At 67.7% G+C, this 24,858-nt stretch carries 22 protein-coding genes; 12 read left to right on the forward strand and 10 right to left on the reverse strand.

Annotated elements, in window-relative coordinates; all coding sequences use genetic code 11:
- The gene (locus DL991_RS38415) at positions 1 to 2,052 is read right to left on the reverse strand and encodes a type IIA DNA topoisomerase subunit B (RefSeq protein WP_125789244.1); all 2,052 of its coding nucleotides are present in this window, start codon (positions 2,050 to 2,052) and stop codon (positions 1 to 3) included.
- 278 nt (positions 2,053 to 2,330) lie between these two features.
- On the opposite strand from DL991_RS38415, the gene DL991_RS38420 reads away from it, so the two are divergent.
- Positions 2,331 to 3,224 (forward strand): hypothetical protein, encoded by an 894-nt coding sequence (locus DL991_RS38420; protein WP_233599247.1) that lies wholly within the window; start codon positions 2,331 to 2,333, stop codon positions 3,222 to 3,224.
- Here the strand turns inward: DL991_RS38420 and DL991_RS38425 are convergent.
- Positions 3,208 to 4,632 carry a glycoside hydrolase family 76 protein gene (locus DL991_RS38425; protein ID WP_125789246.1) on the reverse strand — a complete coding sequence of 475 codons (1,425 nt, stop codon included), beginning with the start codon at positions 4,630 to 4,632 and terminating at the stop codon, positions 3,208 to 3,210. The genes DL991_RS38420 and DL991_RS38425 overlap by 17 nt on opposite strands.
- Before the next feature lie 135 nt (positions 4,633 to 4,767).
- On the opposite strand from DL991_RS38425, the gene DL991_RS38430 reads away from it, so the two are divergent.
- Positions 4,768 to 5,844, forward strand: coding sequence for an LLM class flavin-dependent oxidoreductase (locus tag DL991_RS38430; protein ID WP_125789247.1), 1,077 nt, complete (start codon positions 4,768 to 4,770; stop codon positions 5,842 to 5,844).
- Positions 5,841 to 6,425: an FMN reductase gene (locus DL991_RS38435; RefSeq protein ID WP_125789248.1), complete on the forward strand. Its 585-nt coding sequence runs from the start codon at positions 5,841 to 5,843 to the stop codon at positions 6,423 to 6,425. Before DL991_RS38430 ends, DL991_RS38435 begins: the two co-directional genes overlap by 4 nt.
- Before the next feature lie 100 nt (positions 6,426 to 6,525).
- On the opposite strand, the gene DL991_RS38440 is transcribed toward DL991_RS38435, so the two are convergent.
- Positions 6,526 to 6,867 carry a YciI family protein gene (locus DL991_RS38440; RefSeq protein WP_125789249.1) on the reverse strand — a complete coding sequence of 114 codons (342 nt, stop codon included), beginning with the start codon at positions 6,865 to 6,867 and terminating at the stop codon, positions 6,526 to 6,528.
- 129 nt (positions 6,868 to 6,996) lie between these two features.
- Between DL991_RS38440 and DL991_RS38445 the strand changes: the two genes are divergently transcribed.
- The 3 genes from DL991_RS38445 (at position 6,997) to DL991_RS38455 (ending at position 9,067) form a co-directional block, all read left to right on the forward strand.
- Positions 6,997 to 7,410 carry a PGPGW domain-containing protein gene (locus DL991_RS38445; protein ID WP_125789250.1) on the forward strand — a complete coding sequence of 138 codons (414 nt, stop codon included), beginning with the start codon at positions 6,997 to 6,999 and terminating at the stop codon, positions 7,408 to 7,410.
- A 20-nt stretch (positions 7,411 to 7,430) separates the two neighbouring features.
- On the forward strand, positions 7,431 to 8,123 hold the full coding sequence (locus DL991_RS38450) for a TetR/AcrR family transcriptional regulator (protein WP_233599248.1): 693 nt from the start codon (positions 7,431 to 7,433) through the stop codon (positions 8,121 to 8,123).
- Between the two features lie 86 nt (positions 8,124 to 8,209).
- The gene (locus DL991_RS38455) at positions 8,210 to 9,067 is read left to right on the forward strand and encodes an oxidoreductase (protein WP_125789252.1); all 858 of its coding nucleotides are present in this window, start codon (positions 8,210 to 8,212) and stop codon (positions 9,065 to 9,067) included.
- A 58-nt stretch (positions 9,068 to 9,125) separates the two neighbouring features.
- Here the strand turns inward: DL991_RS38455 and DL991_RS38460 are convergent, their stop codons facing one another.
- Together DL991_RS38460 and DL991_RS38465 are read right to left on the reverse strand one after the other, a co-directional pair.
- Positions 9,126 to 9,950 (reverse strand): ABC transporter permease, encoded by an 825-nt coding sequence (locus DL991_RS38460; protein ID WP_125789253.1) that lies wholly within the window; start codon positions 9,948 to 9,950, stop codon positions 9,126 to 9,128.
- Positions 9,940 to 10,836, reverse strand: a complete 897-nt coding sequence (locus tag DL991_RS38465) for an ABC transporter ATP-binding protein (RefSeq protein ID WP_125789254.1) — start codon at positions 10,834 to 10,836, stop codon at positions 9,940 to 9,942. The genes DL991_RS38460 and DL991_RS38465 overlap by 11 nt, the downstream gene beginning before the upstream one ends.
- A 155-nt stretch (positions 10,837 to 10,991) precedes the next feature.
- On the opposite strand from DL991_RS38465, the gene DL991_RS38470 reads away from it, so the two are divergent.
- Entirely contained in the window at positions 10,992 to 11,450 is a 459-nt protein-coding gene (locus DL991_RS38470) for a hypothetical protein (protein ID WP_125789255.1), read from the forward strand.
- 122 nt (positions 11,451 to 11,572) lie between these two features.
- Here the strand turns inward: DL991_RS38470 and DL991_RS38475 are convergent, their stop codons facing one another.
- Both DL991_RS38475 and DL991_RS38480 read right to left on the reverse strand, forming a co-directional pair.
- Positions 11,573 to 12,001 (reverse strand): hypothetical protein, encoded by a 429-nt coding sequence (locus DL991_RS38475; protein ID WP_125789256.1) that lies wholly within the window; start codon positions 11,999 to 12,001, stop codon positions 11,573 to 11,575.
- Positions 11,940 to 12,551 (reverse strand): hypothetical protein, encoded by a 612-nt coding sequence (locus tag DL991_RS38480; protein WP_125789257.1) that lies wholly within the window; start codon positions 12,549 to 12,551, stop codon positions 11,940 to 11,942. Before DL991_RS38480 ends, DL991_RS38475 begins: the two co-directional genes overlap by 62 nt.
- Before the next feature lie 644 nt (positions 12,552 to 13,195).
- Between DL991_RS38480 and DL991_RS38485 the strand changes: the two genes are divergently transcribed.
- From DL991_RS38485 to DL991_RS38500, 4 genes are all read left to right on the forward strand, one after another.
- Positions 13,196 to 15,808: a CHAT domain-containing protein gene (locus tag DL991_RS38485; protein ID WP_125789258.1), complete on the forward strand. Its 2,613-nt coding sequence runs from the start codon at positions 13,196 to 13,198 to the stop codon at positions 15,806 to 15,808.
- A gap of 232 nt (positions 15,809 to 16,040) precedes the next feature.
- Entirely contained in the window at positions 16,041 to 16,556 is a 516-nt protein-coding gene (locus tag DL991_RS38490; protein ID WP_125789259.1) for a lytic polysaccharide monooxygenase auxiliary activity family 9 protein, read from the forward strand.
- 621 nt (positions 16,557 to 17,177) lie between these two features.
- A complete protein-coding gene (gene ligD, locus DL991_RS38495) occupies positions 17,178 to 18,125 on the forward strand; it encodes a non-homologous end-joining DNA ligase (RefSeq protein WP_125789260.1) in 948 nt (315 codons plus the stop codon).
- A gap of 72 nt (positions 18,126 to 18,197) precedes the next feature.
- Positions 18,198 to 19,352 (forward strand): 4-hydroxybenzoate 3-monooxygenase, encoded by a 1,155-nt coding sequence (locus DL991_RS38500; RefSeq protein WP_125789261.1) that lies wholly within the window; start codon positions 18,198 to 18,200, stop codon positions 19,350 to 19,352.
- A 146-nt stretch (positions 19,353 to 19,498) separates the two neighbouring features.
- On the opposite strand, the gene DL991_RS38505 is transcribed toward DL991_RS38500, so the two are convergent.
- From DL991_RS38505 to DL991_RS38515, 3 genes are all read right to left on the reverse strand, one after another.
- Positions 19,499 to 20,125 carry an AAA family ATPase gene (locus tag DL991_RS38505; RefSeq protein WP_125789262.1) on the reverse strand — a complete coding sequence of 209 codons (627 nt, stop codon included), beginning with the start codon at positions 20,123 to 20,125 and terminating at the stop codon, positions 19,499 to 19,501.
- A 55-nt stretch (positions 20,126 to 20,180) separates the two neighbouring features.
- Complete coding sequence (locus DL991_RS38510; protein WP_125789263.1) at positions 20,181 to 20,846, reverse strand: DUF998 domain-containing protein; 666 nt, start codon at positions 20,844 to 20,846, stop codon at positions 20,181 to 20,183.
- A 108-nt stretch (positions 20,847 to 20,954) separates the two neighbouring features.
- Entirely contained in the window at positions 20,955 to 22,106 is a 1,152-nt protein-coding gene (locus DL991_RS38515; RefSeq protein ID WP_125789264.1) for a beta-ketoacyl synthase N-terminal-like domain-containing protein, read from the reverse strand.
- Between the two features lie 134 nt (positions 22,107 to 22,240).
- Here DL991_RS38515 and DL991_RS38520 point away from each other — a divergent pair, with 134 nt between their 5' ends.
- Positions 22,241 to 24,817 carry a bifunctional diguanylate cyclase/phosphodiesterase gene (locus DL991_RS38520; protein WP_125789265.1) on the forward strand — a complete coding sequence of 859 codons (2,577 nt, stop codon included), beginning with the start codon at positions 22,241 to 22,243 and terminating at the stop codon, positions 24,815 to 24,817.
- Positions 24,818 to 24,858 lie beyond the last annotated feature (41 nt).

Here is a 24,858-nt window from a genome sequence, read left to right on the forward strand (position 1 = left end):
TCAGGCGTCAATGGCGTCGCGGTCGACCCGGTCGGAGGACTCGACGAGCCAGTTGCGGCGGGGTTCGACCTTCTCGCCCATCAACAGTTCGAGCGCGTTCTCCGCGGCTTCGGCGTCGTCGAGGGTGATGCGGCGGACCGAGCGGGTGGCGGGGTTCATCGTGGTGTCCCACAGTTCGTCGGCGTCCATCTCGCCGAGACCCTTGAACCGCGGCACCGGCGTGACGATCTGCTTGCCCGCCCGCTCCAGCTCCGCGAACTTGGTCTCCATCTCCTTCTGGCTGAAGGTGAAATGGGTTTCCGGGTTGCGGCCCTTGGTGACCAGTTTGTGCAGCGGCGGCATCGCGGCGTAGAGCCTGCCGTCCTCGATCACCGGCCGCATGTACTTGGCGAACAGCGTGATCAGCAGTGTCCGGATATGCGAACCGTCGACGTCCGCGTCGGCCATCAGGATCACCCGGCCGTAGCGCATGGTCGACAGGTCGAACGTGCGCCCGCTGCCCGCGCCGAGCACCTGCACGATCGAGGCGATCTCGGCGTTCTTCAAGGTGTCGCCGAGCGATGCCTTCTGGACGTTGAGGATCTTGCCGCGCAAGGGAAGCAGCGCCTGATACTCGGAGACGCGTGCCATCCGCGCCGAACCGAGCGCGCTGTCACCCTCGACGAGGAACAGCTCACTGCGGGAGACGCCGGTGGTGCGGCAGTCGACCAGCTTCGGCGGCATGGCAGCGCCTTCGAGCGCGGTCTTGCGCCGGGCGGCGTCCTTCTGCTGCTTCTGGGTGAGCCGGACGCGTGCCGCGTCGACCACCTTCTGCAGCACGACCTTCGCCTCGGACTTGGTCTTGCGCTCCTCGGTCCAGGACCGGATGTGCTTGTCGACGACGCCCTGGATGACGCGGGTGATCCCGGCGGTGGACAGCTCGTCCTTGGTCTGCGAGGTGAACTGCGGCTCCGGCAGCCGGACGTGGACGACCGCCGTCATCCCTTCGAGGACGTCCTCGACGGTCGGCATGTCCTCCTTGGGTTTGAGCAGCCCGCGGGTTTTGGAAATGGCGTCCTGCAAGGCTTTCAGCACCGCGCGGTCGAAACCGCGGCGATGTGTGCCGCCGTGCACGTTGCGGATGGTGTTGGTGAAGCACTCCACCGTGCGCTCGTAGCCGGTGCCCCAGCGCAGCGCGACCTCGATCTCCGCGTGACGCACCACATTGGACTGCATGACACCGTTGGCGTCGGCCGCGTTCTCCTTGTACGTGCCCTCGCCGTTGATGATCAGCGTGCCGCAGACGGGTTTCTCGCTGTCCGGGGCGAGGAAGTCGACCATGTCGGCGAGGCCGTTCGGGAAGTGGAAGGTCTCTTCGCTGATCGAATCGTCGACGGCGGTGCGCAGTACATAGGTGACGCCGGGGACCAGGAAGGCGGTGTTGCGCATCTTCGCGCGGACACCCTCGACGTCGAGCGAAGAGCCGGTCTCGAAGTAGCGCGAGTCGTACCAGTACCGGATCGACGTGCCCGAGCGCTCGCCGCGTTTCATCTTCCCGGTGACGTTGAGCCCGGACTTGCGGGTGAACTTGGCCTTCGGGCCGGGTCCGTCGAACACACCGGGGACGCCGTGCGCGAACGACATCTGGTGGACCTTGCCCTCTTGCTTCACCGTGACGTCGAAGCGGTGCGACAGCGCGTTCACCGCCGAAGCGCCGACACCGTGCAGGCCACCGGAGGTCTTGTAGCCCGAGCCGCCGAACTTGCCGCCGGCGTGCAGCCTCGTCAGCACCAGCTCGACACCGGACAGACCGGATTTGGCGTGGGTGCCGGTGGGGATGCCGCGGCCGTCGTCGTCGACCTGGACGCTGCCGTCGGCGTGCAGGGTGACCACGATCTTCGTGGCGTGACCGGCCACACCCTCGTCGGTCGAGTTGTCCACGACCTCGGAGAACAGGTGGTTGATGCCTCGGCTGTCGGTGGAGCCGATGTACATCCCGGGGCGCTTGCGGACCGCTTCCAGACCCTCGAGATGCGTCAGGTCGTCGGCCCCGTACAGGGTCTCAGCAGTCACTGGGTACTTCTCCTGGAGTCATGGCTCGCGAACTAGCTCGTGGAGGTGGTGTTCAACGCGACACCGTACTGGAGGATATCCGTCCCCTCCGACAGCTTCGTCCTCCCGAGCCCCCGGTGTGGCGGATCACGCCGTCCCGGTGGCCGGGTCACGGGTGGGGAAAGCAGCTTCCTAGCGGCGTGGATGAGGCGTTATCGTTCCCGGTGTCACAGGGTGACGGGGGGAACAAGGTGACCGTCGGAGTCGGTCCCACACGCGTCTCGACCGTACAGCGCGTCGTGAGTCTCTGGTATTTCGTGGTGGTCGTCGGGTCGTTCGGCATGCTCGCGTTGATACCGGTCGCGCATGCCGCGATCCGGTTGCGGCGCGCGGTTCTCTGGCTGTTCGTGCTGGGCTATGGCGGTGTCGCCGTCGGGATGACGTTCCTGCTCGAGCGGGCGGCGACGGAGGGCGAGTCGGAGGCGATGCTGTCGTTCGCCTGGCTCTTCGGCACGATCCTGTTCATCACCGGGACCTGCGTACACCTCGCGCTGTTGCGGAACAAGATCCTCTATCCGCCGCCGACGGCGTGGGTCGAGTCCGGTATGCACTGCGGGCTGTTCTCGATCGACATCGCCGGATTCGGCCAGGTCGGGCGCAGCAGCGAGATCTTCGTGCAGGTCCGGCGGATGCTCTTCGGCCTGCTCTCCACCGCCTTCGAGGCCAGCGGGATCGCCTGGGACGCCTGCCTGAAACGCGACACCGGGGACGGCATGATCGTCGTGGTCCCACCGCATTTCCCGAAGTTCCGCCTGGTGTACCCGCTGGTTTCCCGGCTGACCGCGGAACTGGCCAGGTACAACGTGGTCACCGAGCCCGGCCTGCGGATCCGGGTGCGGGTGGCCATCCACGCCGGCGAGATCGCGCTCGACGAGTACGGCGTGACGGGACGCCCGAAGGTGCTGCTCGCCCGGCTGCTCGATTCGCGGGTGCTGCGGGACGCGCTCGCCGCGGCGCCGGACGAGTCACCCGTGGTGGTGCTCGTCTCCGACCGTTTCCACGAGGACGTCCAGGACCAGGGCGGCCCCGGTCTCGACACGATGAGTTACCGGCAGGTGCTCGTGCACGAGAAGGAGACCGAGGTCCGCGCCTGGCTGCATGTTCCGGATCCGGTGCTCAGAGAGCTGCCGTGAGGACCTCCAGCGCGCTGTGCTGACGGGCGGCGTCGATCTTGTCGACCGGCCCGGCCCAGCGCAGGCCGTGCTGATCGAGCGACGTGCGGTTGTTCGCGATCGTCGAGTTCGCCTGCCGGGTCAGGTAAGCGCGGTACGGCCTGCCGGAGAGGGCCCGGTCGAGCTCGCCGAGCCCCCTGGCGTACGCGCCCTTGAACGACGGCCCGTCGGCGCCGCAGTCGCCGGACTCGCACGGGTCGCGCAGGATCCCGTTCGCGTGCAGCAGCGACGTCGTGGTGGAGGCGTCCGAGAGCCGGCGGGCACGGGTGAGCAGGGCGGCGTCACCGGTGGCACGGTTCAGTTCGACCAGCGCGCCGAGGACGATGCCCTGGTTGTAACTCCAGACGGCCTGCCCGTTGTTGGCGCAGGAGGAGTTCAGCCCGTCGTTGATCAGGTCGGCGCCGTTGATCATGCCGCTCGCGCGGAACCAGTCCCAGACCTCGCGTGCCCGTGCGAGCTGGACGGTGTCGCCGGGGAGCCGGTTGTGCAGTGACGCGGCCACCTTGACGTACAACTCGTTGGTGACGGCGTTCTTGTACGTCTTCGCCGTCGACCACCAGAGACCGCCGCCGCAGGTCCCGTCGCGGTAGGAGTACATGTAGTTCGCCGCGATGACGGCGGTGTCGAGGTAGCGGCGGTCCTTGGTCAGGTCGTAGGCGCGGATCCAGGCGAGCGCCCACCAGCCGGTGTCGTCGATGTATTCGTTCGTGAAGTTGTTGCCACGATTGCGGTCGAAGGTGTTGGCGATGGCGTAGCGGTAGTTCGGCGAACCGGTGCGGGTGCTGTAGTCGAGGATCGCGGTGAGCGCGTTGGCCGAGTTCCACCAGCCCGTGGTCTGCCAGAGGCCGGTGCTGTTGTCGTAGAACTGCATGAGCGCGGTCGCCGCCGCTTCGGCGCGGTCGTGCGCGGCGACCGTGGTGCGGAACCACGGTGTGCAGGCGATTTCCGGCCGGTTGCTCGCCTTCCCGCAGGCGCGAAGGGCACCGAAACGGTGGGTGGCGGGGTCGTCGACGTTGAACATCAGGGTCCGCCAGCCGCGTTGACCGGCGGGGATCTTCGTGTCACCGATCCGGCTGTCGCCTGCCCAGGTGCGGCCGCCGTCGAAGGAACGGTCGAGCCAGACCTCGTCGCCGGGGTCACCGTTGCCGATGCTGCCCCAGCCCATGTTGTCGCCGTCCGAGAGATGCAGCGTGATGCCGCGGCCCCAGACCGTCGCGGTGCCGGGTCTTCTTTCGCCGACGGCCAATGCCGGGTCGCGGCTGTCGCAGTACTTGGCGCAGATCGTCGCCGCGACGGTGGGTTCGGGAGTGGTGGCGGCCGGCGTGAGAGCGAATGTCAACGTTGTCACAAGCAGGGAAGTGAGCCACATGGATTCGAGTGTGAGTGCGGCCACTTTCCCGGCCGATCAAGTCACCCTTTCAGCTCGCGCCGATGGTCTGGAATACTTCTTGCGCGCGTGAGGTTGAACGCTCAAGCAACGTAACCCCGGCCCAGGGAGCAGGTCATGCAGTTCGGAATCTTCACGGTGGGCGATGTGACGACCGACCCGACCACCGGGGAGGCGCCCAGCGAGTACGAGCGGATCAAGGCGATGGTGCGCATCGCGCTCAAGGCCGAAGAAGTCGGCCTCGACGTCTTCGCGACCGGCGAGCACCACAACCCGCCCTTCGTGCCTTCTTCGCCTACGACGATGCTCGGCTACATCGCCGCGCAGACGTCGAAGATCATTCTTTCCACCTCGACCACGCTGATCACCACGAACGACCCGGTGAAGATCGCCGAGGACTTCGCGATGCTGCAGCATCTCGCCGACGGCCGCGTCGACCTGATGATGGGGCGCGGCAACACCGGCCCGGTGTACCCGTGGTTCGGGCAGGACATCCGCCAGGGCATTCCGCTGGCCATCGAGAACTACCACCTGCTGCACCGGTTGTGGCGCGAGGACGTGGTCAGCTGGTCCGGCAAGTTCCGGACGCCGCTGCAGGAGTTCACCTCGACCCCGAGGCCGCTCGACGGTGTCCCGCCGTTCGTGTGGCACGGCTCGATCCGCAGCCCGGAGATCGCGGAGCAGGCCGCCTACTACGGCGACGGGTTCTTCGCGAACCACATCTTCTGGCCGAAGGAGCACTTCCAGTCGCTGATCGACCTGTACCGCGAGCGGTACGAGCACTACGGGCACGGCAAGGCGGACCAGGCCATCGTCGGGCTCGGCGGCCAGGTGTTCCTGCGGCCGAAGTCGCAGGACGCGGTGCGGGAGTTCCGGCCGTACTTCGACAACGCGCCGGTGTACGGGCACGGGCCGTCGCTGGAGGAGTTCACCGAGCAGACGCCGCTGACCGTCGGGAGCCCGCAAGAGGTGATCGACAAGACGCTGACCTTCCGCGAGCACTTCGGCGACTACCAGCGTCAGCTGTTCCTGATGGACCACGCCGGACTGCCGTTGAAGACCGTGCTGGAACAGCTCGATCTGCTCGGCGAGCACGTGATTCCGGTGCTGCGCAAGGAACTTGACTCACTTCGTCCTTCTCATGTGCCCGAAGCGCCTACGCACGCTTCGCTTTCTTCGGGGGTTTTGGCATGACGACGATCGCTGTCGTGACCGCGGGACTGAGCCAGCCGTCTTCGACCCGGCTGCTCGCGGACAAACTCGCCGCGGCGGTTTCCACCGCGCTGCCGGACGCGGAGATCGAGGTGATCGAACTCCGCGACCTGGCCATCGACGTCACGAAGAACATGCTGACCGGATTCCCTTCGCCTGCCCTGCGCGCGGCCATCGACACGGTGACCGCCGCGGACGGCCTGATCGCCGTGACGCCGGTGTTCACCGCGTCGTACAGCGGACTGTTCAAGTCGTTCTTCGACGTGCTGGACCAGAAGGCGCTCGACGGGAAACCGGTGCTGATCGGAGCCACCGGCGGAACCGAACGGCACTCGCTGGTGCTCGACTTCGCGCTGCGTCCGCTCTTCGCTTACCTTCGCGCCGAGCCTGTCGCGACGGCGGTGTACGCGGCTTCGTCGGACTGGGCGTCTCCGGGGGATCTCGACACGCGGGCTTCGCGGGCGGGGCGGGAGCTGGCTTCGCGGCTGTCGTCGGAGGGGACGGCCTTGGCTCCGGACAGCGGGTTCGTGCCGTTCGAGCAGCTGCTGCGCGCGGGGGAGTGAGCAAGGGACCTTTGCTATCACTTCGCAGGTCGGGAGCAACATCAGCGAGTGAAGGCCCCCTTCCCTCGGCTCAGCCGAGGGAAGGGGGCCTTCACGCGCTTCAGGGGGTCTGCCAGATCGGCCGGATCTCGATGGTCGCGAACTCGGCGACCGGATGCGTCGAGACGATCTCGATCGCCTCGTCGAGATCGGCGCACTCGATCAGGTCGTAGCCGAGGATCTGTTCCTTCGTCTCCGCGAACGGCCCGTCCGAGACGAGCAGTTCGCCGTCGCGGCGCCGGACGGTGGTCGCGGTGGCCGCCGAACGGAGCCTGCTGCCGGACAGCCGGACCCCGCGAGCGGTCATCTCGTCGACCCACGCCTGCGTCTTTTCGTCCATCGGTTCGTCGCTCTCGTCCGCGCCGGGGTACGGGCTTCCGCAGATCAGCAACATGTAGCGCATCGGTCCTCCTTGGGCTGAACTGTTCATCACCCCGACGAACGGGTTCGTCAGAAACAGACCATGCCAGGACCAGCGCGTTTCCGGCCCGACCGGCACAATCGAAGGAAAGGCGAAGGCGAGGAGACGACGGTGGGCATCGGAAAACCCGTGAAGCAGGTCCTGATCCTGATCGCGGGCGGAATTCTCCTGCTGGTCGGTATCGCGCTACTCGTGCTGCCCGGGCCGGGTCTGCTGCTGGTGCTAGCGGGTCTGCTGGTGCTGGCCTCGGAGTTCCCCGTGGTGGAGAAGTACGTCGATCCGATCCGCGACAGGGCGATGAAGGCGGCCGAGGACAGTGTTTCGTCGCCGCTGCGCATCGCGGGTTCGGTGCTGGCCGGGCTGGGCCTGCTGGCCGCGGGGGTCGTCTGGGGGCTCGTGCCCGGGCTGCCGCTCGGCGGCTGGAGCACCGGTTCGAGTCTGATTCTCTCCGGGCTCATCCTGTTCGCGTTGCTGATCTGGAGTTACAAGCGGGTGCAGGCCAGGAGGGCCGCGAAGGCCGAATAACAGCCGGGTGGTCTGGTACGGTGCGGCGCGTGGCCCCCGAATTCCAGCGCGCGCGGCGGCCGGAACAGGTCGAGGCCCGGCGCGCGGCGATCCTCGGAGTGGCGCGCGAGTTACTGGCCGAGCGGCCCGTGTCCCGGATCAGTTTGCGGGAGCTGAGCGATCGGGTCGGCCTGGCGAAGTCGAATGTGCTGCGGTACTTCGACAGCCGCGAGGCCATCTTCCTGGAAGTCCTCGACTCGATCTGGGTCGCGTGGCTCGACGAGCTCGAAGGCGAGCTAGGCGCGCCTGACGCCGCGAAGCCGGGGTACGAGCGCGAAGTGCGCGTCGCGACCGTCATCGCGAAGTCGCTCTCGCGGCAACGCCTGCTGTGCGAGCTGATCAGCACGATGGCCGCCGTGCTCGAACGCAACATCTCCGTGGAGACCGCCAGGGCGTTCAAGACCCGGGCGGGTGAACGGACCGAACGGCTCGCCGACGTCGTCCGCGATCGGGTCCCGTTGGACGCCGAAGCGGCCGGACACTTCGCGAAGGCGGTCTTCATCCTCGTCGCGGGACTGTGGCCGTACGCGAACCCAGGCGAGGCAGTGGCGACGGTCCTGGCCGAACGCGGAGCGCCCGCCGGCCACGACATGTTCGTCGACGGGCTGACCGAAGGGCTGGCCAACCAGCTGGTCGGCCTCGTCGTTCGCGCAGGTCAGGGCCCCGGGCGATAGCAAAGGTCCCTTGCTCCCTTCCCGCACGCGCCGGGGCGGCCGGACCTGCATAAGGTGAGCCGAACCCACTTGCACAAGGAGCGATCATGAGCCCAGGCGGCACCCTCACCCTCGGCGATCTCACCGTGAGCCGGATGGGCTACGGCGCCATGCGGCTGTCCGGCCCCGGCATCTGGGGGCCGCCGAGCGACCGCGAAACCGCGATCGCCGTCCTCCGCGAGGCGGTCGAGCTGGGCGTGACCCATATCGACACCAGCGACTTCTACGGCCCGCACACGACCAACGAGCTGATCCGCGAGGCACTGCACCCGTACCCGGACGAGCTGCACATCGTCACGAAGGTCGGCGCGAAGCGGACTCCGGACAAGGGCTGGCCTTCGGCGCTCTCGCGGGAGGAGCTGACCTCCGCGGTCCACGACAACCTGCGCAACCTCGGCGTCGACGTGCTCGACGTCGTCAACCTGCGGCTCGCGGGGGAGCACGGCGTGTTCCCGATCCCGGTCTCGATCACGGAGCCGTTCGAGGTGCTGGCCGAGTTGCGGCAGCAGGGCCTGATCCGGCATCTCGGTCTGAGCCACGTCTCGGCGGAGCAGGTCAAGGAGGCCCGGGCCATCGCGCCGGTCGTCTGCGTGCAGAACGAGTACAACGTCGCGAACCGCGCCAACGACGGCCTGCTCGACGCCCTCGCGGCGATCAGCGTCCCGTTCGTGCCGTACTTCCCGCTCGGTGGATTCACGCCGTTGCAGTCCGGTGTGCTCGACGACTGCGCCCGCCGGGTCGACGCGACGCCGATGCAGGTCGCGCTCGCGTGGCTGCTGCGGCGGTCGCCGAACATCCTGCTGATCCCGGGCACGTCTTCGCTGCAGCACCTGCGCGAGAACGTCGCCGCCGCGAAGCTGGAACTGCCCGCGGACGTCATCGCCGACCTCGACGCCCTCGCCTGATCCCGCGTGAAGGCCCCTTCCCGCGGCTCAGCCGAGGGAAGGGGGCCTTCACGCGCGTTCAGAGGACATCCCGGCGCCGCAGCAGCCAGCCGCCGAGACCGGCGAAGACCACCAGATAGCCGGCCACCACCAGCGTCGCCTGGGAGACGCCGACGAGTTCCCCGATTCCCGGCGTCGCGCCCGAAGCGCCGAGCGACGCGGCCAGCGAACCGGCGTTGGCTCCCGGCAACGCCAGCTGGAGCGTGCCGACCCAGTCCACCAGCGGGGCCGCGACGCCGAACAGCAGGTTCTGGACCACCAGCAGCCACACCAGGCCGAGCCCGATCGGCAGCGCCACCCCGCGCATCGCGATGGCGAGCGCCGCGCCGAGGGCCGTCCAGGTCATCGCGATCAGCCAGCCCGCCCCGATCCCGGTGACGATCTCGCCAGGCGACGGCCAGTTCATCGGCTCGCCTTCCGAGGAGGCGATGAGCGCGCTGGTGACCGCGCCGGTGGCGAAGCTCGTCAGCACGACGGTCAGTGCCGCGACGGCCAGCGCGAACAACTTTCCACTGTAGACGGTCAGGCGCGAAGGCCCTTGTGTCAGCACGGTTTTCCACGTGCCCCAGCCGTATTCGGTGCCGACGGCCAGCACGCCGAGCACCAGCAGGATCGCCCCGAGGAACACCGGCAGCCCGCCGATCGCGTTGCCGACCAGATTCGACGGCGCCGTCGCGGCCAGCCCGCGATCCGTACCCGGCGCCCCGCTCGACGAACCCGCCGCGCCCGCGAGCGGCAGCAGATAGGTGAAGGTCAGGCCGAGCACGACCGCGATCCCCAGCATGAACCAGTTCGCCGGCCGCCGGACGAGTTTCGCCAGCTCGGCGGTGCAGCTACCCCACATGATCCGCCACCTCTCCGGTGAGTTCGAAGAACACCTGTTCCAGATCGCGTTCGCGGACATGCAGTTCGCGCACCGCGATCCCTTCCGTGACGAGTTCGCGGTTCAGCCACGACGCGCGTTCCGGGTCCACGGTCAGATCGAGCCCTGTCCCGCTCGCGCGCACGTTCTCCGCGCCGATCCGGCGCCGCACCAGGTCGGCGGCGTGCTGGTTGTCGTCGGTCTCGATATGCAGCACCGTGCCGCCGCGGAGTTCGGCGACGGTGTTCTCCGCGACCAGCCGCCCGCGCGAGACGACGCCGACGCGGTCGCAGATCTGCTGGACCTCGCCCAGCAGATGACTCGACAGCAGCACGGTGCAGCCTTCCGCGCCGAGCCGCCGGATCAGCACGCGCATGTCGGCCATCCCGGCCGGGTCCAGCCCGTTGGTCGGCTCGTCGAGGATCAGCAGCCGCGGATCCTTCAGCAGCGCCGCCGCGACCCCCAGCCGCTGCTTCATGCCGAGGGAGTAGGTCGAGTACCGGTCCTTGCCGCGATCGGCGAGGTCGACCATCGCGAGCACCTCGCCGACGCGAAGCGGATCCGTTCCGCTGTAGCGGGCGAGCACCTTGAGATTGTCCGAACCGGACAGGTACGGGTAGAAGCCGGGCGATTCGATCAGCGCGCCGACCCCGTCGAGATCCCCGGGCGGCCTGCCGAACAGCCGCACGCCGCCGGAGGTCGGCCGGACGAGGCCCAGCAGCATCCGCAACGTCGTCGTCTTGCCCGCTCCATTCGGGCCGAGGAAGCCGTAGACCTCGCCGGGCAGGACGGTCAGTTTCATCCGGTCGACGGCGAGGTGCTCGCCGTACCGTTTCGTGAGTTCATCGGTGTCCACGGGAAGGTTCATGGTGACGAATGGTGTCCCGTGGGAGGCCCTCGGCACATCCGTTCCCAGGCGGCACCCGGCGTACGTCGTCGGACGTAGTGCGTGGCCGGAATCCTGCGATATCCGTCGAAAACACCGCTATCGGAGGCCGGGTTGACGATCATAGGCTCGGTCGCGTGTCCAAAGTCCTCTTGATTCTCCACGTGCTCGCCGCCGTCATCGCGGTCGGTCCGGTCACCGTCGCGGCGAGCATGTTCCCCGCCGCCGCGCGGAAGGCGTTCGCCGAACCGGGTTCCGGACTGTCGGTGCTGCGCGCGCTCAACCGGATCTGCCGGGTCTACGCCGTCTTCGGGGTGGCGGTGCCGTTCTTCGGGCTGGCGACGGCGGGCAGCATGCGGGTCTTCGGCGACCTGTGGGTGATCGTGTCGATCGTGCTCACCGCCGCGGCCGCCGGTGTGCTGGCGTTGCTGGTCCTGCCGGGGCAGAACGCGATCCTCGTCGCGCTGGACGCCGAGCCGCCCTCGGAACCGCTCACGGCGGGGCGGGTGGCGATGTACACCGGGATGTTCAATCTGCTCTGGGTCGTGGTGACGGTATTGATGATCGTGCGGCCGGGGTCGACCACCGGCGCGTAAGGCTCGCGAGTCTTGGCGCTCACCAGTCCGTGAAGGCCTCCTTGAGGGACCCAGAGTCCCTCAAGGAGGCCTTCACGGACCTTCGGCAGCCAGAACGCACCGAACCACTCACGAGCTTTTGGTTACGAGCTCAGCAACTGGTTGAAGAACGACCGGTAACGTCGCAGCGCGATCCGGAGGTCTTCGGTGGCCGGTTCACCCTGACTCCACGCCGATTCCAGTTCCTTCTTGTGGTCCGCGAAGGTCGTGGCTAGATTCTGGATCACGACGGCGACGAGTTCGTCGGCCTCCTTGACCGCCCGCCGCGGATCGTCCACAAAGGCCGTCTGGATGTCCTGCCAGCTTTCGCGGAACCGGTCCACGTCGACGTTGTCGAACAACGTCTGCGCCTCGTCTTCGCCGGTTCGTCCGGAATCGTTGTTGCGTCCGGAATCGGTGGCCACCAGGTCCTCGGTGCTCAAGGCCTGCCCGGTGTAGCCGTCGCGACCGTCAGCGATCCGTTCCTCGTCGGGCCGTTCCGTTCCCTCGGCTTCCAGTGGCCTGCGTTCCATGGCTTTCCGCTCCTTCGCCGGCGTCTGTCAACAGATCTTCGAACACTTCGCGGTAGTGCTTCATCGCTTCACGCATGTCCTCTGTGGACATCTCCGATTCCCGATGGCGCTCCAGCGTGTCGTGCCCGGCGCGGTAGTGCCGCAACGCGTTCGCGTGCCGGACGGACAGATCCGCGACCTGCTGCTCGTATCCCTCGGTCGGGTAGCCGCGCTCGGCCATCAAGGAGACCAGTACCCGGTCCGCCTCGACGACGGCGCCGGACGGGCGGTCGACGAACTGTTCCTGGATCAGCGCCCATTCCTGCGCGTATCGGTCCTTTGTGGACTTGGGCAGCGGGCGGATGTCGAGATCCGAATGGCGTTTCACCCGCGACGTGAGCTCACGTTCCGCTTCTCGAGGGTTCTCGTGTTCCTTGACGGCCCGGTCGTACTCGGGCCCGAACGTCTCCTGCAAGCGACGCTTGCGTTGTCCCGCGACGACGAACCAGGCCACCGCTCCCAGTATCAGGATCGCGGCGATGACGATGATGATGACCAACCACGTGGGCATCGTTATCTCCTCCGGATTTCTGCCGGTCAACCCCCGACGGGCCATGGGTTCCCCCGCGTTCTCGGCCGAAAACCCTTGTGCCGCAAGAAGTTTTGGATCTTAGGCCGGATGGCGCAGTGAGATGTCGCCGGTTCGCCGCCGTTGCGGAAGGCGGCGCGAGCCTTGATAGGCCATTCGACAGAAGTCGTAAGGCTTGCTAACCAGGCGTCCCTCTTATGGGTGCCGCCGATGACTCAGTGTAGGTAAAAACTCCCGATCACTGCTCCGTTGTGGCACTATTGCCCCGTTCGCAGGAAGAGGGCCCGCGAACGGAGGGGGCCGCCGTAATGGGGCTGCCTGGTACGACAAAGAAAGATCATCAGGGGAGGAGATCGCCCAATGTCGACGCCTACCGACGTCAAGGACCCCATCGGCGAGGAGGAGCCGCTAGACCCGGCTCAGCCCGCGCCCGACCAGGGAGAACACCAGCACACCGCGGACTGCGTGCATCAGAACGAGCGAGTCCGGGACTGCCCGGGCGGATGCGCTCAGACGCCGCCGCCCACTCCCTGACCAGCGCTCCTGGCTGAAGAGGTTTCGCCCGTCACCCGGGTTCGAACCGGTGGCGGGCGACTCTCGGCTACGGAGTGTGCTGTCATAGAACAGTGGTGGTAACACAGCTCGATCAAGGCGAGGTCATTCGCAAGGCGCGCGAACTCCAGCGTGCCGGCATCGATGCCGCGTGTTCGGCCCGCCAGCGCGAAGGCATTCTCCTGCTCCGCCGGGGGATGGCCTTACTCGATTCGATCCATCCGGTCGCCGAACGGATGCGGCACGAATGGCTGGCCACCCGGATCCGGCTGGCCTCCAGTATCGCGACCGTGGGCTCCGAGACCAGCGGAGGCGTGGCCTCGGGCCTCGCCGGCCTCGACGACGTCCGCCTGTTGCTCAAAGCGGTGGACGAACCCCGCCTTTACGCGGAATTGCGCGGCCAGCTCGACCACAATTACGGACTTCTGCTCATGGCGGTGGGGCGGAACGAGGAAAGCACGGCGTATTTCGACTCCTCCCTGGCGCACAAAGAGGCCATCCTCGCCATGGAAAAGGATCCGGCGGCGTTGCTCGACCCGTATCTGGGCACGCTGACCACCCGGGGACTCGCTTACACGCGGTTCGGCGACATCCGCCGGGCCAGGCGCGACCTCGCCAGCGCCGTGGACCTCGCCGAACGGAACGGCCTGCGAGTCCAGGCCGCGGACGTCCGCCGCCCGCTGGGCACGCTGGAACTCCGCGTCGGGAACGTGCCCGCCGCGTTGCGGCTTTACGACGAGAGCGAGCGGATCTACCGATCGCTCGACCTGGAGATCCCGTCGCTGCTGAGGTGGGAGCGGGCCGAAGCGTTGTTGACGGCGGGCCTCGCCGAGGAGGCCGGGGCCCATCTCGACGAGATCCTGCCGGTGATGCTGGAACAGCGGAGCATCACCAGGGATCTGGGTGGGGTGGAGCTGTTCCGCGCGTCCGCGGCGCTGATGACCGACGACCTGGAGCTCGCGCGGACCTACGCCGGTTCGGCCCGGCGGCGAACGCTGCGCTGGGGCTGTCAGACCTGTGTCGCCAACGCGACCATCGTCGGCCTTCGCGCCGACGTGCAGGATGCCTTGCGCACCAACGAAATCCCGTCCAGCCTGACCTCGCGCGCGTTGCGTGCGGCGAACGGGATGCCGATGCCGCGGCTCGCCGATCAGGCGGCGCTGGCTCGGATGCTGGCCGTCCGGGTCGAGCTGCGGAAGGGGAAACGCAAACGCGCCGCCGAGCTGCTCGAGCGGATTCCGCGTCCGGGGCGGTTGACCTCCGTCGATTATCGGATGTTGCGCAGGCTTTGCCGTGCGGAACTCGCGGTGGCCGAGGGTGACAAGACCAGGGCGCTGGCGGAGATCCGGGCCGGGCTCACCGAACTCGACCGGGTCCGCGACCGGATGGGCGGCCTGGAGCTGGTGTCCGGGACGGCGTTGCACGGCAGGGAGCTGGCGGATCTCGCCGTCAAGATCGTGCTGGAGCGTGCCGACGCGGCCCGGCTGTTCAGCTGGACGGAGCGGACACGCGCGCAAAGTTACCGGTACGAACCAGTTGTGGCGAGCGACCCGGAGCTCGCCGAGCGGGTCGGTGAGGTGCGGGGGCTCGATCAGGCCATCCACCAGGCGCTGCACGACGGGCATCCGACGTCGGCGTTGCGCGCGAAGCACGCGGAGCGGTTGCGTGAGGCGCATCGGCTCGGCTGGCATACGGGGCGCTGGGGCAGGCCGCGGCCGGTCGCGCGGCTCGCCGAGGTCGCCGACGAGCTGGGCGAGCGCGCGTTGGTGAGTTTCGCGTCCTCGGGGGACGACCTGGTGGCGATGGTCGTCGTCGAGGGGCGATGCGAACTGGTGCGGCTCGGCTCGGCGGAGCGGGCGGCGGAGTCCGCACGCATGTTGAACGTCGATCTCGACGCCCTCGCACCGGATCGGCTGCCCGCTCCACTGGTCCAGTCGGTGCTCGGTTCGGCGCGGAAACAGGCCGAACGACTCGACGTCCAGCTGATCCGGCCACTGGAACACCTGCTCGGTGACCGGGGCCTTGTCGTCGTGCCGACCGGACCGTTGTTCGCCGTTCCCTGGGGGGTGCTGCCGGCGCTGCGGTCGCGGCCGATCGTCGTCGCGCCGTCGGCGACGGCGTGGCTGGGCGCGGAGCGCTCGACGGTGTCGCGCGCGCGGAAGGTCGTCCTCGTCCGCGGTCCCGGCCTGGTCGGGAACAGGGGTGAGCTGGACAAACTCGCCACGCATTACCGGACCGCGCACACCTTGGCCGGACCCGACGCGACCGTGGCGTCGGTGTTGTGCGCGCTGGACGGCGCGAAGCTCGCGCACATCGCCGCGCACGGCGCGCACGAGCCCGAGAACGCCTTGTTCTCCCGGCTCGAACTGGCCGACGGGACACTTTTCGCGCACGAGATGGCCGGGCTCGCGCAGCCGCCGTCGCAAGTCGTCTTCGCGGCGTGCGAACTGGCGTTGAACCGGATCCGGCCTGGCGACGAGGTGCTCGGTTTCGCCAGCGCGTTGCTCGCGAGCGGTTCGCGGACGGTGATCGCGCCGTTGAGCCGAGTCGGTGACGAGGCCGCGGCTGCCGCGATGGACGACTACCACCGCGGACTGGCCGAAGGGGCCGGACCGGCGACGGCCTTGGCGGACACCATCGCCGTTGACCCGTTCCGGCGACCGTTCGTCTGTTTGGGTGCCGGCTGATCCTCCGGCTTGACAACCCCTGTTCGATCTTCACGACTCCAAGCGGCCGGTTGGTTACTCTTGACCGAGTCGTCTGAACCAATTATGGTCTAGACCACATTCGCCTGCTCGGCGCTTTGGCGGATGTGTCCCAACCTTCAGTGGTTTTCGCCCTCCGTGGCCCAAGAACCTCGAGTCCGCGGACTTTCCCGACCGGGCAGGCGGTGGGTGCAGAGATGGGAAAGGGGTAGGCATGAGCTTCAAACGACGGCTTTTGACCCTGGCGGCGGGTGCGGCGATGGTGCCGGCGGCGCTGGTCGCGATCCCGGCGGGCACCGCCAACGCACACGGCTATGTTTCCTCGCCTGCGAGCAGGCAGGCGCAATGCGCCCAGAACACCGTTTCCTGTGGCTCCATCAAATGGGAACCGCAAAGCGTCGAGGGCCCCAAGGGGCTCATGAGCTGTAACGGCGGTGTCGGCCGTTTCGCGGATCTCAACGACGACAGCAAGGGCTGGAAGGTGCATTCCCTCGGCCGTACCACCACGTTCCGGTGGACGCTGACGGCTCGCCACCGCACCAGCACGTGGGAGTACTTCGTCGACGGCGCCAAGGTCGCCAGCTTCAACGACAACGGCGCGCAGCCGGGCGCCACGGTCACCCACAGTGTGAACCTGCAGCAGAGCGGGCGGCACAAGATCCTCGCCCGCTGGAACGTCTACGACACGGCTAACGCGTTCTACGCCTGCATCGACGCCAACATCGGCTAGGTGCCGGGTCTCGTGAGCGGTAAGGACGGTTCCAACCGTCCTTACCGCTCACGAAACGCGAGGATCTTGTGTCGTGAAGGGCCCCTTTGAGACGTTCATCGTCTCAAAGGGGCCCTTCACGACATCTCCACGACCGCGATCATTTACGTGAGTGCCTGTCTGGAGTCCTTCGCGGACCGAGCCTGAGATCAACCGCGGCCGGAACCACGTTGGAACCAGGCCGTGTCCTGCAAGTCATGTTCGCGGTCTTCGCGCCCAGGCGGTCCTTGACGACACGGGCGATCCGTCTACCGGGCGACGCTGTGGGCGGGCCGGGGGAACTGACCCGGAGGCGAGAGCAAAGGTCCCTTGCTCTCTTGCGCGGTGACCGTGTGGATTTCGGGTCATCCAACGCACCAAAATCCACACGGTCACCGATGGCCCTGGCAGCGAGTGAGGGGTGTGTGGATATAGGGACACTCAACGTCCCTATATCCACACACCCCTCCCGCGATACCAAAGGTCCCCCGCTGTCTTTCAGCAGGTCAGCACGCCAGGCGATACTTACAGGACGCGGCCTAAGCCGCCCTTGGGTCAGAACCGTCCTTACCGCTCACGAGGCTTTTATGTCAGGCTCACCCCATGAGCGATGACGAACGCGACGGGGTCAAGCTGACCAATCTCGATCAGCCGTTGTTCGAGGGCGCGACGAAACGCGACCTGGTGGACTACCTGGACGCCGTCGCGGACCGCATCCTCCCCGTTTTGGCGCACCGGCCGCTTTCGGTGATCCGCATCCTGCGTGGCCAGGACCCGTTCATGCAGAAGAATCTGCCCAAGTACACGCCCGACTGGGTGAAGCGCTCCGAGATCTGGGCGGAGACGTCGAAACGGCAGGTGTCGTACGCCCTGTGCGACGACCGCCGCACCCTGCTGTGGTTCGCGAACCAGCGCGCCGTCGAATACCACCCGACGCTGATGACCACGGACGCCGACGCGGGTCCGACCCATCTCGTACTGGACCTCGACCCGCCCGCCGGCGACGATTTCGCGCACGTCGTGAAGGCCGCGTGGCTGGTGCGCCAGGCCCTCGACGACTGCGGCCTCGCCGGGGCGGTGAAGACCAGTGGTTCCAAGGGAGTGCACATCTTCGTCCCGCTGACGCAGGGGCAAGGCTTCGAAGACGTCGCCGCCGCGACCCGCGCGCTCTCCGCTCGCGCGGAGCAGGTCGACCCGTCTCTCGCGACGACCGCGTATATCGTCGAAGACCGCGAGGGAAAGGTGTTCCTCGATTCGACGCGGGCGGGCGGTAACACGGTCGCCGCGGCGTACAGCCCGCGGTTGCGTCCGGGGCTGACGGTTTCGTTCCCGGTGGCCTGGGACGACCTCGAGAACGTGGTCCCCGCCGATTTCACCGTCTACACGGCGCCCGGTCTCCTGGCGGACAAGGATCCGTGGGCCGGGTCGATGCCCGCGCCGCAGACGCTGCCCGCGGATCTCGTCGAACAGGGGCACACGATCCCCATCGCGCGAGTCGTGGCGATGCACGAAGGGAAACGCCGGGCACGTTCGCGTGCCAAGAAGGACTGAACGCCGACGACGGCACCCCGTTTTGTGTACCTTGGACCGCGCTGGGGGAGGGCGAAGGTACTGGGGGCTTTCGTGGGAAAGATCGATGCCGACGTAGTGATCGTGGGGGCGGGTCCGGCCGGACTGGTGCTGGGGAATCTTTTGAGGGCGGCCGGAATCGACTGCCTGATCCTCGAACGGCAAAGCCGGGAACATGTGGAAACCCGGGCCAGGGCGGGGTTTCTGGCCGCGAACAGCGTCCGTGTGCTCACTGAGAACGGGCTCGCCGGCGGGCTGCTCAGGAACGGTGTCCGGCACGACACCTGCGCGTTCCGTAATGATCAAGCCGAATTCGAGCTCAAGTACAGCGAACTCGGGAACGGTGAGGTGCACACCGTTTACCCGCAACAGTTCCTGGTCACCGACTTGATCGCCGAGTTCCTCGCCCGCGGCGGGGAGATCAGGTTCGGCACCGAGGCGGCCTCGGTGTCGGGGATGGACGCGACGGTCATCGCCGATGATCTTCTGGTGCGTGCCAAGTACATCGCGGGCTGCGACGGCAGGCGCGGTGTCTCGCTGAGATCCGTGCCCGCGCGGGTCTTCCGGCGGGACCACGACATTTCGTGGCTCGCGATCCTCGCCGAAGCACCGCCGAGCATGTCCGCGATCGGTTACGCCATTCACGAACGCGGATTCGCCGGGCATATGGCGAGGACGTCGACGGTGACGCGTTACTACCTCGAAGTCCCGCGCGGCGAGGATCCGGAGAACTGGCCGGACGACCGGATCTGGGACGAACTGCACCTGCGGATGCGTGCCGATCGCTACGGCGAGCTCAAACGCGGCGCCATCATCGAACGCCGGATCGTCGACATGGCTTCGCGGGTGATGGACACGATCCAGCGGGGAAAGCTGTTCCTCGCGGGGGACGCGGCGAGCCTGATCAGTCCCGCCGCGGCGAAAGGCGCGAATCTCGCGCTGATGGAGGCCGAGATCCTCGCGGCCGCGTTGATCGAAGCCCATGCCGGGAGCGACACGACGGCACTCGAGCGGTACTCCGCCGACTGCCTGCCGCGGATCTGGCGCGCGCAGGAGTTCTCGCTCTGGATGATCAATCTCCTGCATGGTCCGGCGGGATACGACGACGAGGCGGTCTTCCAGCGGGCCCTGCGGGACGCGCGGCTGGAGAGCCTGCGGGTTTCCCGTGCGCACCAACACTTCTTCGCCGAGAACTACGTGGGGATCTGAACCGATCGCTCGTCGCGTCCGTATCAGTGCAAGAGGGTCTTCGCGGAGTGGAAGGACGAACGACGATGCCGGTACGCATTCGCTGGACGCCGTTGAACCCGCATCCGAACCGTCCCGGCCCTGTGGAGGAGCCCGAGCCGGAACCGCTAGCCCGCGCGGACCGCGGGTGCCTTGGGCCGCTCGACGCGGAGGAGCAGGACGTCGCCTGAGCGGTCTCTTCCGGGCTCCTCCTCGGTGACGAACCGCAGCGCCCCGGTGACCTCCCTGGTCACCATCCGCGCGCCGTGCCAGCCTGCCGGGACCCAGCCGGCACGCAGTTCACGTCGTACCTTCTCGGCCCTCTTGACGTGGCGGGCGAACGAGTGCCGCCGGATGACCCGCCCGCGCGCGACCTGGCCCGCGCGGGCGACCTCCGGATCGACGTCGAGCCACAGCAACCGGACGGGACGGCGGCTCAGCAGGCCGAGCAGGGCCAGCAGTCCGCGGGTGGTCGCGCGGGTCGACGGCTCGTGCACGACGAGCGGGCCGCCGTCGGCCAGCGCGAACCGGACGACCCGCGCGCGATGCCACAGGTGGACCAGCGGCCGGTAGCACCGGTACGGCAGCACGGCCGGCAGCCGTTCCCGCAGCCGCGCGCGGACCTGGTCGGAATCGAGCACCGGTATCGCGCCGGTCGCCGCCCGGGACAGCAGGGTGGTCTTGCCCGCCCCGGGAATCCCGGCGACCACGAGCAGATCGCGGCGGCCGAGCTGGAATGCGATGCGATCGGTCATAAGGCCTCAACGACCCGGCCGAGGATAAAGGTTCCTTTACCTTGATCGGCACAGGTCAGGCCGTCACCCGCGTCCCCGCCACCGCCGTCTTGTCCGGCAGCAGCGTCCCGCCCTTGGTGAGCCACGCCACGCCGAACGCGAGGATCGCCACCGACTCCAGCCACAGCGCCGGATACAGGGACCTGGTCTCCGCGTCGAAGACGAGGCCGCACAGCACGATCAGCGCCAGGCACACCAGCATGACCACGCCCGAGGCGACGTAGAGCCGGTTCCGCTCGGGTTTGCGGGCGCCGGGGATCTCCTTGTCCGACTTGGTGAACAGCACGATGCAGAAGAACGCCAAGGTGAGGAAGAAGACCGCGGCGAAACCGAGGTGCAGGATGCCGATGATCTCGTCCACGCGGTCGCCGTTCGACGGGGTGGTGGGGAAGAGCGCCACCCCGACCGCGGCCACCGCCGCGATGTTCCCGGCGATGTCGTCGACACGGCCGTAACCCCGGTAGGACAACAGGAAGACGCCGATGGCGCACATGACGCCGACCCAGACGTCGCGCATTCCCGAGTAGTAGTAACCGCTGATCGAGTTGAGCAGGCCGCCGCCGTCGACGGCCAGCTTCCCGAAGATCAGCACGAAGGGCAGTCCGATCCCGAGGAAACCTATGGCACGCCGCAAGAACAGGTAGTTGTGGACGAGGTTGTCGGATGCCGTTCGCGGGCTCATGGTCGCCTCCGTGCTCAGTGCTTTCCGCTACCGAGGAGTATCGACCACAGGAGCACGGTAAATGACGGTTCGTGACGACGTTGAGACCGTGTGTTATCGAATTGCTCGCTAGCTGGTCTCCAGTACGACAGCCGCGACGTAGCCGCCCATCCCGATCGACGTCTTCACGGTGAGCCCGCCCTCCGGCCGGGAGGGCCCGTCCATCAGCCGCGGATGCCCCTCCGCCACCGGTTTCGGCGCCGGGACCAGATCCCGTTCCGCCGCGAGGCAGATCGCCGCGATCTCGGTCAGCGCGCTGCCCGACTGGCTGTGCCCGGTCAGCGGTTTGATCGAGTAGATCTCGGTCTCACCGGGAAAGACCGCTTCGAGGATCCGGGATTCCGTACGGTGGCAGAGTTTCGTACCCGTTCCGTGCGCGTTCAGGTAGCGGACGTCCGACGGCGCGGCGCCGGAGTTCTCCAGCGCACCGGTCACCGCCGCGACCGCGTTCGTCGGATCGGGGTCGAGCGCCATCGCGTTGTGCGCCTCGTGGGTCATGGCGCCGCCCCGCAGGGTCGCGTACGCGTCGGTCTTCCGCTGGGTCAGCACCACCGCGACCGCGGCCTCGGAGAAGGTGAAACCCCTTGTGCCCTCTTGGAAAGGGCGACACGCCTCCAGCGGGGGCACGTCGGTGATCGCCACCCCGCAGTGCACGAAATTGCGCACCATCGGCCTGGTCGCGGACAGATCGGTGGTGACCACGACGACGTCGTCGGCCATTCCCGCCTCCAGCCACATCTTCGCGGTGAGCACCGCGGCGCTGCCGGTCGCGCACATCGCGGACGTGGCCATCGAGGGGCCGTGGAAGCCGAACTCCGACATCAGCGTGGCGATCGGGGTCGAGGGCATCATGCCGATGAACTCGCGCCGGTACATGAGCTGTTCGCCGAGTTCGGTGAGCCTGTCCCAGGTTCGCAGGTCCTCGCGGACGCCGCCGGAGATGACGCCGACGCGGCGTCCTGGCGACCAGCCTCGTGCGCCGGCGTCCGCGATCGCTTCCCGTGCCGCGGCGAGCAGGGCGCGGGCGTGCAGGCTGCCGTCGCGTGCTTTGCCGCCCTCGGGGACGTGTGCGACCCAGCCCGGCAGATCCGGGGTTTCCCCGAAGCCGTCGGTGAATTGGGCGCAGGGGACGCCGCCGGCGAGGCCCTCCCACAGTGCTTCGCGCCCCCAGCCGTAGGCGGTTACGGCGCCGATGCCGCAGATGTCTGTTTTGCTCCGCACGTGTTTCCCTTCAACTACATTCTGTCAACGCTGGGGTGGAATGGCCGCACCGATCAGCTGTCCGAGGGGGACGGCTACGTCGATTTAGTGATCTAATCGGAAGCTACATCAGTCGAGTAGGGGGTTTGGATCAGATGGATCCTGACGATCTCGACGGTGGGACTCCCGACACCCACCGGCCCTCGGATCAGGATTCCTCGCCAGCGAACGGCACCGCGACCCGCACGGTGGGAAAAACCGAGCGGCACGCGTCGCTCGTCCGTCTGCTGACCGAGTTGTCCGCCGAGAGGGATCACCGCGGTGAACCCGCGCTCGCCTTTCTCGGCAAGGGGTACCGCCTTTTGGAGCAAAAGTCCGACGGCGGCGCATTGGGAACGCAATATCTCACCATGGTCGAAGCGAGCCCATACGGGATCTGCGTCCATCAACGGGGCAAAGTCGTGTTCGTGAACTCGGCCACCATGCGCTTCGTGGGGGCGAAGGTGTCGACCGAGATCATCGGGACGCACATCACGGATCTGGTCGACGCCGGCTCGCAGGACGCGCTGCTGGCGCGGATCGGTTCGATGGACTCGCCCGGCTCGTTCAGCGAACCGACCGAGATGACACTGCGGACCCTTCAGGGCCGCGGTGTCACCGTCGAGTCCCAGGCGGTGCTCACCACCTGGGAGGGCAAACCCGCGTACCAGGTGATCATGCGCGACCTGACCACGCAGAAGGCGGCCGAGTCGGGCCTGCGGTTTCAAGCCGCGCTGGTCGGCCACGCGAGCGACGCGATCATCGCGACCTCGCCCGACGGCCTGGTGACGAGCTGGAACCCGGCGGCCGAGGCCGTCTACGGACACGACCTCGACCAGGTCATCGGTGCCCCGGTGGCCGAGGTCGTCGGCGCGCCGATGAGTCCGCGGCAGGTCGTCGCCGCGGGCGGTGTCGTGCAGGCGACGCATTTCAGCGCCGACGGCACGGCGCTGGCGGTGCGCGTCTCCGCGGCCGAGATGTTCGACGGTTACGTGCTGCTGTGCGCCGACGAGACGGCGCAACGCCGGGCAGAGGCCGAATTCGCCACGGTCGTCGAAACGCTCGACGAGGGGGTGCTGCTGGTCGGCCCCAGCGGGCGGATCGAACTGGCGAACTCCGCCGCGCACCGGATCGCCGGTGTTCCGGCGGGCGCACTGGTCGGCCTGGAGAGCCGGACGCTGCGGCTGCACGACGAATACGGTGCCCCGGTGCCCGTCGACGACCTGCCGTCCGCGCGGGTGCGGCGGTCCGGGAAGGTCGAGACCGGGCGGGTCCTGCAGATCCGGCGGCGCGACGGCGCGCACCGGTGGCTTTCGCTGACCTCCGGTCCGCTGATGGCGCCGGGCCAGAGCGTGCCCTCGGTGCTGACGTCCTTCGCCGACATCACCGAACGGCGGGCGATCAGCGAACGGCTGGCCTACGAGGCCACTCACGACCCGCTGACCAGGCTCGCGAACCGCACGCTCGCGCTCGACCGCCTGCGCCGCACGATCGCCGATCCGGCGCGCACGACCACCGTGATGTTCATCGATCTCGACAAGTTCAAGATCATCAACGATTCGCTCGGTCATACCGTCGGCGACCAGGTGCTGCGCATCGCCGGCGACCGGCTGAGGGCCGCCGCTGGGGCCTCGGACCTGGTCGGACGGCTCGGCGGGGACGAGTTCCTGGTCATCACCACCGGTTATACCGAGGCCGCCGAAGTGCGGGCGCTGGCCGATCACCTTCAGCGACGGCTCGCCGAATCGCTCACCGTGCACGGCCGCGAACTGCATATCAATACGAGTATTGGAATAGTGATCGCCGAACCCGGCGATACCCGCAGTGCCGACGAATTGCTGGAAGACGCCGATCTGGCGATGTATCAGGCGAAGACATTCGGACCCGGCCGTTATGCGTTCTATACGCCGATCATGCGTAAACGGGTGCAGGACCGTTTCGCCTTGGAGCAGGATCTGCGGAACGCCGTCGCGGACGGCCTGGTCGAGACCGTTTATCAGCCCGTCGTCGATTTGCGGACCGGTGACATGGTCGCGGTGAAGGCGAAGTCCTGTTGGAATCACCCCGTCCGGGGACCGATCGATCCGGCGGAATTGGCCGAGATCGCCGACGACGGCGATCTTTTGACGGTCATCGGGGCGGAGGTTCTCGCCAAGGCCGCCCGCGAGATCTCTCGATGGCGTGCCGATCATGGTGTGCACTGTAATGTGACTGTGAGCCTGTCGGTCCGCCAGCTGGGCGATCCCACGTTGCTGCAAGTGGTTCAGACAACGCTGGAAGATGCGGGGCTGGTGCCGCAGGACCTGAGCCTCGATGTCGACGAGACGGCGTTGAAGGACGCGGCCGACGCCGTCGACGCGCTGCGGAAGACCGGGGTGCGGGTGACCGCGGAACGGTTCGGTGCCGGGTATTCGTCACTCGCCCAGCTGTGCCGCCTCGATCTGAACGTGGTCGAGATCGACCGGTCGTTCGTCGCCGATCTCGGGAGGTCGAGCGACGCCGAGCCGATCGTCGCCGGGATCATGGCGATGGCGCACGCCGTCGACCTCGTGGTGGTCGCCGAAGGGGTCGAGACCGCGCGGCAACTGGAGGTCCTGCACGAACTCGGCTGCGATTGGGCGAAAGGGCCGCTGGTGGCGCCGCCGGGTCCGGTGGACGCCTTGAAGTCCGCGTACGAGCACGTCGTGCGGTGAACCGGGCGGCCGCCGTGTCCGTGGTCCCCGGTGAGAACCTT

Origin of the sequence: Amycolatopsis sp. WAC 01375 (genome assembly GCF_003947325.1) — a bacterium.
GTDB lineage: Bacteria > Actinomycetota > Actinomycetes > Mycobacteriales > Pseudonocardiaceae > Amycolatopsis.

Bases quoted from the DNA above. Each gene is read 5' to 3' on its own strand.
- DL991_RS38460 (WP_125789253.1), bottom strand. From the start codon at position 9,950: ATGTGGGGTAGCTGCACCGCCGAGCTGGCGAAACTCGTCCGGCGGCCG.
- DL991_RS38435 (WP_125789248.1), top strand. From the start codon at position 5,841: ATGACGACGATCGCTGTCGTGACCGCGGGACTGAGCCAGCCGTCTTCG.
- DL991_RS38475 (WP_125789256.1), bottom strand. From the start codon at position 12,001: ATGGAACGCAGGCCACTGGAAGCCGAGGGAACGGAACGGCCCGACGAG.
- DL991_RS38465 (WP_125789254.1), bottom strand. From the start codon at position 10,836: ATGAACCTTCCCGTGGACACCGATGAACTCACGAAACGGTACGGCGAG.
- DL991_RS38480 (WP_125789257.1), bottom strand. From the start codon at position 12,551: ATGCCCACGTGGTTGGTCATCATCATCGTCATCGCCGCGATCCTGATA.
- DL991_RS38510 (WP_125789263.1), bottom strand. From the start codon at position 20,846: ATGAGCCCGCGAACGGCATCCGACAACCTCGTCCACAACTACCTGTTC.
- DL991_RS38505 (WP_125789262.1), bottom strand. From the start codon at position 20,125: ATGACCGATCGCATCGCATTCCAGCTCGGCCGCCGCGATCTGCTCGTG.
- DL991_RS38520 (WP_125789265.1), top strand. From the start codon at position 22,241: ATGGATCCTGACGATCTCGACGGTGGGACTCCCGACACCCACCGGCCC.
- DL991_RS38490 (WP_125789259.1), top strand. From the start codon at position 16,041: ATGAGCTTCAAACGACGGCTTTTGACCCTGGCGGCGGGTGCGGCGATG.
- DL991_RS38440 (WP_125789249.1), bottom strand. From the start codon at position 6,867: ATGCGCTACATGTTGCTGATCTGCGGAAGCCCGTACCCCGGCGCGGAC.
- DL991_RS38430 (WP_125789247.1), top strand. From the start codon at position 4,768: ATGCAGTTCGGAATCTTCACGGTGGGCGATGTGACGACCGACCCGACC.
- DL991_RS38455 (WP_125789252.1), top strand. From the start codon at position 8,210: ATGAGCCCAGGCGGCACCCTCACCCTCGGCGATCTCACCGTGAGCCGG.
- ligD (WP_125789260.1), top strand. From the start codon at position 17,178: ATGAGCGATGACGAACGCGACGGGGTCAAGCTGACCAATCTCGATCAG.
- DL991_RS38425 (WP_125789246.1), bottom strand. From the start codon at position 4,632: ATGTGGCTCACTTCCCTGCTTGTGACAACGTTGACATTCGCTCTCACG.